Origin of the sequence: Saccharopolyspora cebuensis (assembly GCF_039542665.1) — a bacterium.
Taxonomy (GTDB): domain Bacteria; phylum Actinomycetota; class Actinomycetes; order Mycobacteriales; family Pseudonocardiaceae; genus Saccharopolyspora; species Saccharopolyspora cebuensis.
This window is the reverse complement of record NZ_BAABII010000018.1, coordinates 87,082-101,196: the sequence shown is the minus strand read 5'-3', so window position 1 is coordinate 101,196 and position 14,115 is coordinate 87,082. Positions and strand designations below refer to the sequence as shown.

The window sequence follows — 14,115 nt, the reverse complement described above, 5'->3', positions numbered from 1 at the left end:
TCGGCTACCGTGCGGCTTCGTGGAACGGGGCGGCTTCGCGGAACGGGACGACGCGCGGATCACCGAGCTGGCGCTGGCCGCCGCGCGCGGCGACCGACGGGCGCTCGACGCCTGGGTCCGCTCGACCCAGGCCGACGTCTGGCGGTTCACCGCGCACCTGACCGACCTCGCCGCCGCCGACGACCTCACCCAGGACACCTACCTGCGGGCGGTCCGCTCGCTGCCCCGGTTCGCCGGGCGGTCGTCCTCGCGCACCTGGCTGCTGTCGATCGCCCGCCGCGTCGTCGCCGACCACCTGCGGCGCGCCCCGGCCCGCGCGGCGCGCGCCGACGACGTGGAACTCGCCGGACCGGGTTTCGAGGGCGTGGTGGACCTGCACCTGCTACTCGACGGGCTCGCCGAGGACCGCCGCGAAGCCCTGGTGCTGACCCAGGTCCTCGGCTACACCTACGCCGAGGCCGCCGAGGTCTGCGGCTGCCCGATCGGCACCGTGCGCTCCCGCGTCGCGCGCGCCCGCGAAGCGCTGATCGCCGCCTGCGACGACCGCGAACCCGGCCTCCGGCGCGGTCCGGCCCTGTAGGTCGCCGCGCTTCGACGGGCGGCGGTCGACGACCACGGCTGCCACCGCACCGCCGACGAGCGGGAGGGGCTCGTCGCCCGGCTGAGCGCTCCTCCGCTCGGGTGGGGATGAACGGGCCCCAGCCTCGGCCGACCCGCCCCGACCGGGTGAGGGCGCTGGTCCGCTGACGTCCCGGCTGGTGGGCTCGGGGGACGTGGACGAGGGAGGACGGCATGGGCGGCACGATCGCCACCTGGGCGGCGCTGGTCGCCGCGGGCGGGGCCAGCGCGCTCACCGCGGGCGACTGCCTCCTGCCCGAACCGGAGCAGGTGGAACCGCGGGCACCGGCGGAGGAATCGGCCGTCGCGGAGGACCTCACCCGGTAGCCGGGCCCCTCGTGCGACGGCGCGGGCGGAGCGTCCCACTACAGCAGGGCGGTCACCACACCGAGCACGATGCCGACGGCCAGCAGCGCCACCCCGAGGGGGAGCGGGCCGCGGCGGCGGGCGGGCGTTGCCGGGAGCGGCATCGGCGTGCCGTACCCGCCGTGGTGCGGACCGGACGGCTCCGGCAGGTGCGACGGGTCCGGCACCCACTCGGTGCGGTCGGGCACGACCAGCCCCGGCCCGTTGCCCTCGACCGGCGGCGGGGGGACCGGAGGCGCCTGCGGTGCGGCGCGTCGGCGGTCCCGCCGCAGGCCGTAGCCGGTCAGCACGAGCCCGGCGAGGGCGAACGCGGCGGAGAACACCGACCCCAGCTTGTCCAGCACGTCCAGCACGAGGGCACAACCTATCGCCGTGCGCGCCCGGGCGGAACCTCGGCGGACGGGGGCGGCGCGGCTCCTCGCGGCGGTCCCGAGTGCCCGTCGTGCCGGCACCGCGAGGTGGACGAGATGCCGGCGGACCGCACCACCTCGCGAGCCGGGAAACGCGCCTGGGGCCTGCGGTGGCGCGGTGCTACCGTCGCGGGTGGTGATCTTCATTCGGTCGGGGGTGGACGGGATGGTCGTCGGCGGGACTGCGGGCGAGGACGGGTTGCGCTCGCTCGACCTGCGCACGGACGAGGCGCATTCGGCGCGGATCTACGACGCCGTCCTCGGCGGCAAGGACAACTACGCCGTCGACCGCGAGGCCGCCGCCGCGATGCTGCGGGAATGGCCCGCGCTGCCGGTGCACATGCGCGCCAACCGCGACTTCATGCACCGCGCGGCCCGCTACCTGGCCGAGGAGGCCGGGATCCGGCAGTTCCTGGACGTCGGGACCGGCATCCCGACCAGCCCGAACCTCCACGAGGTCGCGCAGGCGGTCGCCCCCGAGTCCCGCGTGGTCTACGTCGACAACGACCCGATCGTGCTCGCGCACTCCCGCGCCCTGATGGCCGGGACGCCGGAGGGAAGCACCGCCTACGTCGAGGCGGACATGCGCGATCCGCGCGCCATCCTCGACGCCCCGGGCTTCCGCGACACCCTCGACCCGACCGAGCCGATCGCGCTGTGCGTGATCGCCATCGTGCACTTCATGCTCGACGAGGACGACGCCGTCGGGCTCGTGCGGCAGCTGCTCGACCCGCTGCCCTCCGGCAGCTACCTGGCCATGTCCATCGGCACCGCCGACTGCGCCCCGGACGAGATCGGCCGGGTCGCCCGCGAGTACGCGGCGCGCGGGATGCCGATGCGGCTGCGCGACCCCGAGGAGTCGCTGGCCTTCTTCGAGGGCCTCGACCTGGTGGCACCCGGCTTGGTCCAGGTGCACCACTGGCACCCCGACCCGGCCGAGATCGGCACCATCGACGACGCCGACGTCGGGATGTACGGCGCGCTGGCCCGCAAGCCGTAGCCGGGTCGGAACGTGGCAGGGGGCGGATCGCGGCGGCGGTACCTCGGGCTCGCCACCGTTTACACCGCGGCAGCGGTGCTGTTCCCGCTCGCCGCGCTGTGGCAGGCCGACCCCGTGATGGCGGCGGTGTGGTTCCTGCTGTGGGGCAGCATCGGGTGGATGTGGTGGCGGCGCTACGCCCGGGCGCGGTGACCCGGTCAGCGCCGGAGCGCCGTGGCCACCCCGGCCAGCGCGAGGGCGCCGACCGCGCCGAGCGCGATCGCGTAGGCCGGGTGCATCGCCAGTATCGTCGGCCCACCGGTCGCGGCGATCGCCGCGACCACGAGCAGCACGACCAACGACACCGCGGGCAGGAACCACCTGCCCCGCGCACCCACCTCGGCCATCGGTCCAGACTAGACATCCCGGAGCAGCCGTGCCCGCACCGTCCCGCCGATGGCCGAGCCAACTGCTGATCGCGGTGGTCGCGCTGGTGGTGTGCGCGGCGCTGCTCTACGCCTACCCGCGCGGCGCCGAGCCCTCCGCCCTGGCGGCGATGCGCTCGGACGCCGAGGTGGCCGTGCACGACCGCGCCACCAGCATCGAGCTCCGCCCGCGCGGGCCGGTGCGGGGCACCGGCCTGGTGTTCCACCCCGGCGCCAAGGTCGACTCCCGCGCGTACGTGCCGCTGCTGCGCCCCGTCGCCGAGGCCGGCTACCCGGTCGTCGTGCTCAAAGCGCCGTTCGGCATGGCGATCCTCCAGCCGCAGCAGGGCGCGGCGGCGATCAGCCGCGGCCCCGACCGCTGGGTCGCGGGCGGGCACTCCCTGGGCGGCCCGACCGCCGCCCGCCTGGCCACCGCGCACCCCGAGCGGGTGCGCGGCCTGCTGCTGTGGGCGTCCTACCCGGACATCGACCTGCGCGGCGCGGACCTCGCCGTCACCTCGATCTACGGCACCCGCGACGGGCTCTCCGCGGTCCCGGACGTCCTCGGTGCGCCGCTGCCCCCGACCACCGACTTCGTCGCCGTCCCGGGCGCGATCCACGCCCACTTCGGCGACTACGGCCCGCAACCCGGTGACGGCCGCCCCGCCACCAGCAGGCGGCAGGCGCAGGAGCGGATCATCGCCGCCACCCTCCACCACCTCCACCGGGTCGACACCGCGGGCCGGTGACGCGGCGCGCGGGCGTCACCTCTTCCTGCGCTGCGCGGGCACGAAGGGGGTCTTGCGCGGGCGTGCCCACCACCAGTGCGCGGCGGGGTAGCCGACGGCGAGCGCGCACGCCAGCGCGGCGCAGACGACCAGCGGCACCACCAGGCCGTGCGCGGCGACGAGGAACCCGCCGATCAGCGCACCGCCGAAGATGGCGGCGACGACGCCGATCCGGCGGCGCAGCCGGGGGTTGCGCCGACCGGCGAGGAACGAGTCCGACGCGAGGTCGGCCAGCGTCAGCGTGACCAGCGTCGTGGTCATGTCCGGGATCGCCATCTTGCGGACGGTGGCGTTGCGGAAGCCCATCGCGACGGCGATCAGCACGATGAGGGTGGTGGTCTTCGGCGTCGACGTCGTGGGAGCGCCGCGCACCGCCACGACCGCGGCAGCGACCAGCAGCGCGGCCTCGATCACCAGCGCCGCGTTGATCCACCGGTAGCGGAAGCGGGCGATCATCGTGTGCAGGCGGCCGGCCAGCACGGCCCCGGCGAGGAACGCCGCGAGCGCCACCGCGGCAGCGCCGATGGCGAACCCGGTGGCCGGGCCGAGGGAGATGCCGAGCACGATGAGGTTGCCGGTCATCTTGCCGAGGAAGAGCTGCCCGAGCCCCAGGTAGCTCACCGCGTCGATGATGCCGCTGAGCAACGTCAGTCCCATGAGGACGGTGGGCAGGCCCCGGTCGGGCGCTCGTCGCGCCGGTCCGGCGGGTGGTCCGGTACCGATGTCGTCCGCCGTGCTCGTGGTGTTCACCAGGACTCCTTCGCACGATCAACGCGGGGTGGCGGTGGCCCGTCGGCGTTGGCGAGCGCGGGTCTGCGGGCGCGGGGCCCGCGATTCCGGTCGGTGCGAGGAAAGAGCTGATGCGGGACCGACCGGCTTCGGCGAATTCACGATTCCTGTCGCTGCTCCGGGCACGACGCTACCAGCGCGGACCGCGCCGTTCGGCCGCGCGCGATGTGACGTCCGCGTGCCGCTTCTGGAGCAATCAGCGGCCGTTTTCACCGCGACGACCCGCATTCGTCATCCGCGGTCCGAACCCCATTCGCCCCGCTGGGTACCGGCGCGCGGCGGTGCAACGCGGAGGTGAACGCACGCCGCTCGATTTTCACCCGATCGAGTGCGGCGTTGATTCCGGTCTCTCCTGCTCCTGGAACGGCAGCGCGCTCCGCGCCAGGTGATCGTTCGTGGGCGGGACGACCGCGACGGCGGCGAACTTCGATGCGGAAGCGGAGCGCCGCCGAACGCGGTCACGCGGCGCCGAGCCGGAACACCAGTTTGCCGCTCGGGTGTTCGCCGAGCGCGGCGGCTGCCCGGGTGAACGGCTCGATGCGGTCCACGTGCGCGTCACCCGGTCAGCGCGTCCGCTGCCCAGCGCATCGCGCGGTCGACCGCGGCGCGGGCGACGGGGTCGTGCCCGTGCCCTTCGAAGCCGTGCGCGGCGTCGGGGAGCTCGATGACCTCCAGTGCGGCGTCGGCGTCGCGGGCTCGTGCCACGAACGCGTCCTGGGTGCCGGCGAGCCACTCGATCTCGTCACCGACGCGGACGAGGAGCTTGGGCAGGCCGGGGTGCGCCGACACCGCCGCGACGGCGTCGAAGCGGGCGACGTCGCCGGGCCAGTCCGGCGGTGGCGCGAGCACGGGGTAGCTCAGGGCGATGCCGCGGAGCCAGGGCGGCGGTTCCGGCAGCCACGGCGCGGCGAGCGCGCCGCCCAGGGAGAAGAACCACAGGAGGACGCGGTCGCCGTCGACCACCTCCAGCGCGCGGGTCCGCTCGACCACCGCGGCGACGTCGGCCGCCGCGTGCGGGAAGTGCCCGCCGGAGTGGAGGCGGTGGTCGAATGTGACGCCGACCAGCCCGGACGCCGCCGCCAAGGCCCCGTAACCGCGGAAGACGTCCCAGTCCCGCGGCCGGGGTTCGGCGTCCTCCGCCATGCCGTGCACGAAGATCACGGCAGGGCGCCGGTCCGTCGACGCCCCGGTGAAGTGGACGTCCAGGAGGTCGTCGCGGACCCGCTGGACGGGCTCGACGTCGTGGAAGAACGGCACTGCGCCCGACTCGGTCATGCCCGCCATCCGACCAGAACGGCCGCAACGGGACCAGCGGTTCGGGAGGATCGGACCGCGCCGTCCGGCCCGAACGGCGCGGTCTCCGGCCTCCGCGGGCGCCGCGTTCAGCCCGCCGGGAACAGGTCGCGGTAGAAGGTGGTGCCCCGGAAGACCTCGGGGTGGTGCGGCGAGTCCCACGCCAGCTCCACCGGGTCGCCGCCCGCCGCCCGGTGCAGCGTGCCGGTGAACGCGTAGTCCGGGTGCACCTCGTCGTCGCTCAACGACCGGGTGAACTCGTAGTCGATCCGGTCGCCCGGCACGACCTCGATCCCGTCCGGGGAGAGCGGGGCGTAGATCGGCAGCCAGCTCGTCTCCTGGCGGACGGTGTCGATCGGGGCGACCTCGGGCGCGGTCCACAGCCGGACGCCGAGGGCCAAGCCGGTCAGCGTGCCCGCCCTGGTCACCCGGAGCGTCCCGCGGTCGGGCTCGCCGGTGCCCGGCTCCCCGTTGAACTCCAGGGCCTCCACCTCGTCCTCGTCGGTGAGCGCGACCTTCCCGACGTCGCCGTGCAGGCACATCCGGAGGTCGAAGGGACGCCCGTACGCCCGGAAGATCTGCTCCACGTAGGGGACCGTCACGTCGACCACGGCGGGCGTGTCGTCCAGGAACCGGCCGCGGACGTCGACCGCGGCGACCGTGGTCACGCACCGGTGCGGGATGGAGCGGCCGTCGGACTTGAGGAAGCGGTCCCGGGCGTCGGCCAGCACCGCTTCGGTGCCCTCCGAGCCGCCGATGCACCCGATGATCTCGGAGATGCACAGGTCCACCCGCTCCGGGAGCTCGACCTCGGTGGAAAGCCCGTCCAGCACCGTGATCCGGTCCGACAGCCCCGCCTGCGCGATGGTCTCCCGGGCCAGCTCGGCGTAGGCGGGCAGCGCCTCGATCGCGTACACGTGCTCGGCGCCGGCCCGGACCGCCGCGATGGACCACAGCGCGTGCTTGCCGGTGCCGATCTCGACCGCGGTGCGGCCGGGAGCGAGCCGGTCGATGGCTCCAGCGTAGGCGGTGTTGCGCACCTCGTCGGCGGCCATCGCGTCGTACATCGGGTCGTCGTAGACGGGGTATTCGCCCACGGAGGGGAACAACGCGTAATCGACGCTGAAGTTCCAGTGGTCGGGTTCCAGGACCGCCGCCGCGTTGATCCGCACGGCGGCGCCGTCCGGCGCGGTGATCGGCGTCGACTGCACTTCGGTCACGGTCTTTCCCATCCTCGGTCGTTCGTCGTGTCGGTTCTGGGCTTCAGCGGCCGATGGCGTGGAAGCCGCCGTCGGCGGGCACCACGGCCCCGGTTGTGGTCGGCAGCCAGTCGGACAGCAGCGCGCAGATCGTCCTGCCGACCGGCCCCGGGTCGCCGCTGTCCCAGCCCAACGGGGCCCGTCGGCGCCAGGCGTCCTCGAGGTCGTCCGGGCCGGGAATGGAGCGGGCGGCGACGGTGCGCAGCGGTCCGGCCGCGACCAGGTTGACGCGGACCCCCTCGGGTCCGAGTTCGCGCGCCAGGTAGCGCGTGGTGGATTCCAGCGCGGCCTTCGCCACGCCCATCCAGTTGTAGCCCGGCCAGGCCACCCGCGCGTCGAAGTCCACGCCGACGATCGAGCTGCCCGGACGCAGCAGCGGGCGGCAGGCGACGGCCAGCGAGGACAGCGAGTACGCCGAGACCTCCAACGCGGTCGCAACGTCCCGCCACGGTGCGGCCGTGAAGTCCGCGCCCAGGCAGGACTCGGGGGCGAAGGCGACCGAGTGCAGCACCCCGTCGAGCCGGTCGACGTGCTGGTGGAGCTGTTCCGCGAGCCCGGCGAGCAGGTCCCCGTCGGTCACGTCCAGTTCGATCACCGGCGGCGGATCGGGCAGCCGGTTCGCGATGCGCCGGACCAGGCCGAGCCGCCCGTAGCCGGTCAGCACGACGCGCGCGCCTTGTTCCTGGGCGGTCCTCGCCGCGTGGAAGGCGATCGAGGACTCGGTGAGCACCCCGGTGACGAGGACTCGTTTTCCGGCCAGCAATCCGGCCATGTGGTGCACCCCTTCCGATCAGTTGCCCATGCCGGCACCGCCGTCGACCGGGATCAGCGCCCCGGTGACGTATCCGGCCCGGTCCGAGGCCAGCCAGCCGACGACGGCGGCGACCTCGGCCGGATCGCCGAAGCGCCCCAGCGGGATCCCGTCGAGGACTGCCCGCTTGCGCTCCGCGGGGAGGGCAGCGGACATGTCGGTGTCGATCAGCCCTGGTGCCACCACGTTGGCCGTGATGCCGCGCGGACCGAGCTCGCGGGCCAGGGAGCGCGCCATGCCGAGCAGCCCGGCCTTGCTCGCGGCGTAGTTGGCCTGGCCCACCTCGCCGCGGAACCCGACCACCGACGACACGAAGATCAGCCTGCCGCGGCGTCGGCGCAGCATGGTGCGCACGCCGCGCTTGGCGACCCGGTAGGCGCCGGTCAGGTTGGTGTCGAGGACCCGGGTGAACCGCTGCTCGTCCATGCGCAGCAGCAGCCGGTCGTCGGTGATGCCCGCGTTGGCCACCACCGAGGTGATCGGGCCGAGCTCGGCCTCCGCCCGGTCGAACGCGGCGTCGACCTGCTCGGAGTCGGTGACGTCGCAGCGCACGCCGAGCAGCCCGCTCGGGACGTCCGAGCCGCGGTGGGTGACCGCGACCTCTTCGCCGGCCGCGCGCAGCTCCCGCGCGATCGCCAGGCCGATCCCCCGGTTGCCACCGGTCACGAGCGCCGCCACGGTCACCGCTCCCAGGCGCCGAGCACGACCACCGCGTTGTGCCCGCCGAAGCCGAAGGAGTTGCTCATCGCCACGCGCACGTCGTGGGTCTGCGGTTCGCCGGGCACGAAGTTGAACTCCGGGTCCAGCGGCCGGTGGCAGTTGATCGTCGGCGGGACGATGCCGGTGCGGATGGTCCGCACCGCGGTGATGGCCTCCACGGCCCCCGCCGCGCCGATCATGTGCCCGGTCATCGACTTGATCGAGCAGACCGGGATCCGGGTGGCGCGCTCGCCGAGCACCTCGCGAAGCGAGGCGACCTCCGAGGCGTCGTTGAGCTTGGTGCCGGTGCCGTGGGCGTTGACGTGGTCCACCTGCTCCGGCCGGATCCCGGCGTCGGCGAGCGCGGCCCGCATCGCGCGCTTGGCGCCGAGGCCCTCGGGCTGCGGCGCCGTCCAGTGGTAGGCGTCCGAGGAGCAGCCGTAGCCGAGCACCTCGGCCAGGATGGTGGCCCCGCGCTGCTCGGCCCGCTCGGCGTCCTCCAGGACCAGCACGCCCGCCCCGGCGCTCATCACGAACCCGTCCCGGTCCTCGTCGAACGGGCGGGACGCTTCCTCCGGTGCGTCGGTCCGGCGAGACAAGGCCCGCGCATTGCCGCTGCCCGCGAGGTCGACCCGGGTGACGCAGTTGTCCGCGCCGCCGACGACGACGGCGTCGGCCATGCCGAACTGGATCCAGCGGGCGGCCTCGCCCAACGCGTCCGTCCCGGTCGCGCAGGCGCTGCTGATCGCCCGGCTCGGGCCGCGCGCGGTCAACGCCATGCTGATCTCACCGGCGGCGCTGTCGATCGCGCCGGTGATCGGGGCGAAGGGACTGATGGCCCGCGGGCCCTTCCGGCGGATCGTCACGGAGAACTCGTCGATCGAGTTGACCGCGCCGTAGCCGCTGCCGATGAGCACGCCCACCCGGTCGGCGTTGCTCTCGTCGATCGTCAGCTTCGCCGACTGCTGCGCTTGCAGGGCCGCCGCCATGGCGTACTGGGCGTAGCTGTCCATCCGTCGTGCGACGCTGCGCGGCAGGTAGGGCGCGGGGTCGAAGTCCTTGATCTGCCCGGCGATCGAGGTGGGCAGGTCGTCGGTGTCGAACGTGCTGATCTGGGCCACCCCGCTGCGTCCCGCGAGGAAGGCGTCCCAAGTGGCGTCGAAAGTCAGGCCCACCGGGGTGACGGCGCCGACCCCGGTGACGACCACTCGTCGGCGCAGTTTCCTGAGTTGCTCGGACAGCATCATCGCTCCTTGTCGGTCTCGGGCCGCGGCCACGGTTCGGCGGTGCCGGAATCCCCCTCCGGCCGCAACGCCGCGTCGTCCAGGGGCACCGGGACTTCCACCACCCCGGGCGTTCCACCCGCGGCGGCCGCCACCGCCGCCGCAAGCACGTCGTCGAGCTCCGCGCGCCGCTCGACGACCACGTGGTGCACGCCGGGCGTGCGCTCCAGCGGTTCCTCCCCGCCGGCGAAGGCGAACCCGGTCAGCGGCGGGTCGTGCTGGTCGGCCTGCTGCTGCAACCAGCCGTAGCCGCCGTTGCGCAGCACCAGGTAGCAGACCCCGATCCGCTCCCGCACGAGCGTGCGCAGGTCCGCGGCGAAGAGGCCGAACGCGCCGTCCCCGACGAGGGCGAGCACCGGGCGGTGCGGCTCGGCGAGCTTCACCCCGGCAGCCGCCGCCGCGCCGAAGCCGAGGCTGGTCTGCTCGGAGGGCACCACGGAGCCGCCCGCGCGACCGCAGTGGTAGACCGGGAAGAAGTAGGACCACATGTCCTGCAACCCGTTCTCCTGGACCAGGACCCGGTGCTCCGGCACGACCCGCTGCACGGCGGCGAGCAGTTCCGCGACGCGGAGCCGTCCGCCCGAACCGGCGAACCGGTCGAGCGCTTCCCGGTGAGCGTCGCGGAGCCGCCGCCGTGCACCGGTGACCTCCCGGGTCCACGCCGCCCGGCTCTCCGGGGTGCCGAGGTCGTCGGCCAGCCACTCCTCGACGACCCCCGCGGCGTCCCCGGTGAGGCACGGCCCGGAGTAGTCGGCGGCGAACTCGTCCCCCGCGATGTTGACCTGCACCACCGGCGTGGCCTCGCCGATCGTCTCCGGCCAGCCGAGGGTGGCGGTCTCCTCCAGCCTGCTGCCCAGGCTGATCAGGCAGTCCGCGGTGGACCACAGCGACGTGGTCGAGGACGCGGCGTAGAGCCCGGACAACCCGAGGAAGTGGGGGTGGTCCTCGTCCACCGCGCCGCGCCCGGAAGCCGTGCAGAAGATCGCCGCGCCGATCCGCTCGGCCAGCCGCTCCACGACGCGCGCACCGTTGCGGTGCCGCATCCCCCCGCCGACGAGCAGGATCGGCCGCCTCGCCTCCCGCACCGGCTGCGACGCGGACGGCTCGTGCCGGGTGCGGACCGCGCCGGACACCACCGGCCCGCCGCCGCGCACCGCGACGGTGGCTTCCAGCAGGTGATCCGGTACTTCCAGGTACACCGGGCCGGGGGCGCCCTGCGTCGCGACCAGCAGCGCGCGCCGCAGCGCGGGGACCAGCCGGTCGGCGTGCTCCACCCGGTGCGCCCACTTGGTCAGCGGCGCCACCGCGGCGACCTGGTCGAGCTCCTGGAACGCCCGCGCACCGCGGTGCGGCGCACCGGTTCCCGAGCCGATCAGCACCACCGGGGCGTGCGAGTACCGGGCCTCCAGCAGACCGGTGCTCGCATTGGTCACCGCCGGGCCCTTGCCCACGACCGCGACCGCGGGCGTTCCGGTCTGCACGGCGTGGCCGGTCGCCATGAACAGGGCGTTGCGCTGGTCCCGGCACAGCACCAGCCGCGGGGGTGCCGCCGACCGCCGCAGCGCCGCGAGCAGCGCCAGGTCGTCACCGGGCAATCCGAAGAGGGTGCGGACCCCGTTCTGCCGCACCACTTCGAGCACCGCGTCCCACGCTCCGCTCCCGCGCTCAGGCATGTCCGGCCGCCCCGACGAGACGGCGGCCGCGCGCCGCCGGACCGGCCTGGCCCAGGTAGTCGGCCACCGCCTTGGAGACCAGCAGCGGCTCCGCCACGCGACGGGCGCCGAGCGCCGCGTAGTTCGCGACGATGCCGCGACCGCCGAACGGCACGTTGCCGTCGTCGTGGTCCACCAGCGTGCTCTCGGTGGTCACCTGGTGCCGCTTCTCCAGGAACGCGACGACCTCAGGCAGGTCGCCGTACACGGTCGCGCCCATCGCGCGGTCGACGTAGAACGGCGAGCCCAGCACCGACAGCAGGTCGTCCGGGGTTGAGTAGCGCACCACGTTGAAGATCGGCGCGAACATCTCGGTGGCCGGTGCCTTCGGGTCCAGCGGCAGGTCCAGGACCGTCGGCCGCAGGTGCATGTCGATGATGTTGACCTCGCCGCCGGAGACGATGTGCCGGGCGTTGCGGCGGAGGTAGTCGAAGGAGTCGGCGAAGGCGTCCAGGTAGTACATCGAGCCGTAGTCGCTCGTGGTGTCCCGGTTGTCGCCGTGGCGCAGCTTGGCGACGTAGTGGCACAGCGCGGGGACGAACACGTCGGCGATCGACTCGTGCACGAAGATCCGGTCCGGGCCGAAGCAGTCCTGCCCCGAGTTGATCATGCGCACGTCGATCAGCGCCGGGATGGCGCGGCGCAGGTCCGCGTCGGGACCGACGATGAACGGGTTGACCCCTTGGCCGAAGTAGAGGAACAACTGGTCGGACCGCAGTTGCGCCCGGACCTTCTCCGCGTTGTGGTAGGTCCCGGTGAGCACGACCAGTTCCGACTCGGCCACCGGGCCGGAGAGGAACTCCCGCTGGGTCATCGAGCAGTCGTGGATCGGCAGGTTGTGCGCAGGCGAGAGCAGCTCGTGCAGCTTGCGCGTCAGGTCCGCCACCTTGCTGGAGGCGCGGAACCGGACCTGCCCGCAGTACAGGCTCGGGATCAGCAGGTACAGCACGTACGAGTACAGCGGGATGTTCGACGGCATGAACACCGCCGCGCCCTCCAGCGCCCTGGGCCGATGCCGCAGCAGTTCGTCCTGCGCGCCCTCCAGGGTCCGGATGCACAGGTCGATCTCGCCGTTCACCGTCGCGTGGTGCGAGACCTCGGTGAGCAGCTCGTGCACCTGGGCGCGCTGCTCGTGCAGGAACTCCACGACGGCGCGCAACGCCCGCAACCGCTCCGGGTACGGGATCGGCGGGATGCCGTGCGCGTCCCCGCCCCCGCCGCGCGCGATCCCGCGCAACGCCTCCGCGTCCACCTTCCCGTTGAGGTTGAGCGGGAACTCGGGCACCACCACGACCCGGTTGGGCCGCTCGTACTCGGCGAGCTCCGCGGCGAACCGGGTCCGCCAGTACCGCGCGTCGCGGTCCTGCTCGTCGGCCACCACGAACACCAGCTCGCTGCCCAGCCGCTCGTTGTCGAAGGGGACCACGCGGACCGGGCATCCGCAGCGCTCGGCCTTCTCCGCCAGCGCGTCGGGGTAGATCGTGTGCCCGAGGCGGTGCACGGCCTGCTTGCGCCCCACCACGGTCAGATTGCCCTGGTCGTCGAGCCAGCCGAGGTCGTTGGTGCGGTACTCGCGGTCCACGACCGGAACCGGCTCGCCGCCGGGCCCGAGGGTGGCGTTCAGGTAGTCCGGGGTGCGGACGACGATCTCGCCGTGCTCACCCGGTGGCACCGGAGCGCCGTCGTTGTCCACGACCGCGATCTCGACGTCGTCCAAGGCCCGGCCGACCCCTCGCGGGTCCTCGCCCACCGCGAGGGCGATGTTGCCCGCTTCGCTGGTGCCGTACCCGTCGAGCAGCGGCTTGCCGATGATCGTCCGGAAGCGCCCGCTGAGCGACGCGGGCAGCGGAGCTCCGCCGACGCACCACATCCGGACGCTGGCGAGCGCGTCGTGGTACCGGTTCCGCTTGCTGCAGATGGCGAGCATGGTGTCGTAGCTGGACGGTGTCGCGTCGACGACCGTCACGCCGTGCTCGGTGATCCGGTCCAGCGCCAGGTCGAGCCGGGTGGAGGGGCTCACCACCAGGGTGAACCCCGACCACCACCAGAGCAGGACGATGGACAGGCCGTACTGGTGCGAGAACGGCAGCAGCGGCATCAGCACGTCGTCGGCGGCGTAGCCCATGCGCCGCTGGGTCCGTTCGATGTTGCGCCGCACCGAACCACCGGACCGGACGATGCCCTTCGGCTCCCCGGTGGTGCCCGAGGACCACAGGACCAGCCCGTCGTCCCGGCGGTACCAGGCGTCGAACGACAACGCGTCCTGCACGTCGGCGAAGGCGTCGACCGGCCTGCTCAGCCGCACCTCGCTGAGCACGTTCTCCAGCGAGATCACCGTGCTGCCCGGTGCGTCGGGCAGCACCGCGCGATCGCACAGCAGCCATCCCGCCTTCGCGTGCGCGATGCTCCTGCGCAGTTCACCGGCGGACTGCCGGTGGTCGACCAGCGCGATGGAGGCGTCCACCGCGATCAGCGCGAGCAGCGCCACCACGAACTCGGCGGAGTTGGCCGCCGAGAGCACCACCCGGTCACCGGACCGGATGCCCTGCCCGCGCAGCCGGGACGCGAGCAGCGCGGCGTCCCACGCCACCTGGTCGCGGGTGACCACGCCGTCGGCGGTGACGATGCCACCGTTTCCGTTTTCCCCCATGTCATTTCGCCTTCCTAGTCCCGCGAGCGGGAA

General features: G+C 73.7%; 15 protein-coding genes. 5 read left to right on the top strand and 10 right to left on the bottom strand.

Going from position 1 to position 14,115, the window contains the following annotated elements; all coding sequences use genetic code 11:
* The first annotated feature begins 19 nt into the window (after positions 1–19).
* Together ABD976_RS24710 and ABD976_RS24705 are read left to right on the top strand one after the other, a co-directional pair.
* On the top strand, positions 20–580 hold the full coding sequence (locus ABD976_RS24710; protein WP_345367236.1) for a sigma-70 family RNA polymerase sigma factor: 561 nt from the start codon (positions 20–22) through the stop codon (positions 578–580).
* Positions 581–792: 212 nt separating this feature from the next.
* Positions 793–945 carry a hypothetical protein gene (locus ABD976_RS24705; protein WP_345367234.1) on the top strand — a complete coding sequence of 51 codons (153 nt, stop codon included), beginning with the start codon at positions 793–795 and terminating at the stop codon, positions 943–945.
* A gap of 38 nt (positions 946–983) precedes the next feature.
* Here ABD976_RS24705 and ABD976_RS24700 read toward each other — a convergent pair whose 3' ends face one another.
* The gene (locus tag ABD976_RS24700) at positions 984–1,337 is read right to left on the bottom strand and encodes a hypothetical protein (protein ID WP_345367232.1); all 354 of its coding nucleotides are present in this window, start codon (positions 1,335–1,337) and stop codon (positions 984–986) included.
* Positions 1,338–1,530: 193 nt separating this feature from the next.
* On the opposite strand from ABD976_RS24700, the gene ABD976_RS24695 reads away from it, so the two are divergent.
* Positions 1,531–2,394, top strand: a complete 864-nt coding sequence (locus ABD976_RS24695) for an SAM-dependent methyltransferase (RefSeq protein ID WP_345367230.1) — start codon at positions 1,531–1,533, stop codon at positions 2,392–2,394.
* A 12-nt stretch (positions 2,395–2,406) separates the two neighbouring features.
* Positions 2,407–2,586: a hypothetical protein gene (locus ABD976_RS24690; RefSeq protein WP_345367228.1), complete on the top strand. Its 180-nt coding sequence runs from the start codon at positions 2,407–2,409 to the stop codon at positions 2,584–2,586.
* Positions 2,587–2,591: 5 nt separating this feature from the next.
* Here ABD976_RS24690 and ABD976_RS24685 read toward each other — a convergent pair whose 3' ends face one another.
* A complete protein-coding gene (locus ABD976_RS24685; RefSeq protein WP_345367226.1) occupies positions 2,592–2,780 on the bottom strand; it encodes a hypothetical protein in 189 nt (62 codons plus the stop codon).
* 29 nt (positions 2,781–2,809) lie between these two features.
* On the opposite strand from ABD976_RS24685, the gene ABD976_RS24680 reads away from it, so the two are divergent.
* The gene (locus tag ABD976_RS24680; RefSeq protein WP_345367224.1) at positions 2,810–3,547 is read left to right on the top strand and encodes an alpha/beta hydrolase; all 738 of its coding nucleotides are present in this window, start codon (positions 2,810–2,812) and stop codon (positions 3,545–3,547) included.
* Positions 3,548–3,562: 15 nt separating this feature from the next.
* Here the strand turns inward: ABD976_RS24680 and ABD976_RS24675 are convergent, their stop codons facing one another.
* The 8 genes from ABD976_RS24675 to ABD976_RS24640 form a co-directional block, all read right to left on the bottom strand.
* The gene (locus tag ABD976_RS24675) at positions 3,563–4,336 is read right to left on the bottom strand and encodes a YoaK family protein (protein ID WP_345367222.1); all 774 of its coding nucleotides are present in this window, start codon (positions 4,334–4,336) and stop codon (positions 3,563–3,565) included.
* Positions 4,337–4,930: 594 nt separating this feature from the next.
* Positions 4,931–5,650 carry a serine aminopeptidase domain-containing protein gene (locus ABD976_RS24670; protein WP_345367220.1) on the bottom strand — a complete coding sequence of 240 codons (720 nt, stop codon included), beginning with the start codon at positions 5,648–5,650 and terminating at the stop codon, positions 4,931–4,933.
* A 107-nt stretch (positions 5,651–5,757) separates the two neighbouring features.
* Positions 5,758–6,888 (bottom strand): SAM-dependent methyltransferase, encoded by a 1,131-nt coding sequence (locus ABD976_RS24665; RefSeq protein ID WP_345367218.1) that lies wholly within the window; start codon positions 6,886–6,888, stop codon positions 5,758–5,760.
* Between the two features lie 43 nt (positions 6,889–6,931).
* The gene (gene fabI, locus ABD976_RS24660; protein ID WP_345367216.1) at positions 6,932–7,699 is read right to left on the bottom strand and encodes an enoyl-ACP reductase FabI; all 768 of its coding nucleotides are present in this window, start codon (positions 7,697–7,699) and stop codon (positions 6,932–6,934) included.
* A gap of 18 nt (positions 7,700–7,717) precedes the next feature.
* A complete protein-coding gene (fabG, locus tag ABD976_RS24655; RefSeq protein ID WP_345367214.1) occupies positions 7,718–8,422 on the bottom strand; it encodes a 3-oxoacyl-ACP reductase FabG in 705 nt (234 codons plus the stop codon).
* Positions 8,419–9,681 carry a beta-ketoacyl-ACP synthase II gene (gene fabF, locus ABD976_RS24650; RefSeq protein WP_345367212.1) on the bottom strand — a complete coding sequence of 421 codons (1,263 nt, stop codon included), beginning with the start codon at positions 9,679–9,681 and terminating at the stop codon, positions 8,419–8,421. Before fabF ends, fabG begins: the two co-directional genes overlap by 4 nt.
* Positions 9,681–11,393 (bottom strand): thiamine pyrophosphate-binding protein, encoded by a 1,713-nt coding sequence (locus tag ABD976_RS24645; protein ID WP_345367210.1) that lies wholly within the window; start codon positions 11,391–11,393, stop codon positions 9,681–9,683. Before ABD976_RS24645 ends, fabF begins: the two co-directional genes overlap by 1 nt.
* The gene (locus tag ABD976_RS24640) at positions 11,386–14,082 is read right to left on the bottom strand and encodes an aldehyde dehydrogenase family protein (protein ID WP_345367208.1); all 2,697 of its coding nucleotides are present in this window, start codon (positions 14,080–14,082) and stop codon (positions 11,386–11,388) included. The genes ABD976_RS24645 and ABD976_RS24640 overlap by 8 nt, the downstream gene beginning before the upstream one ends.
* Positions 14,083–14,115: the final 33 nt, after the last annotated feature.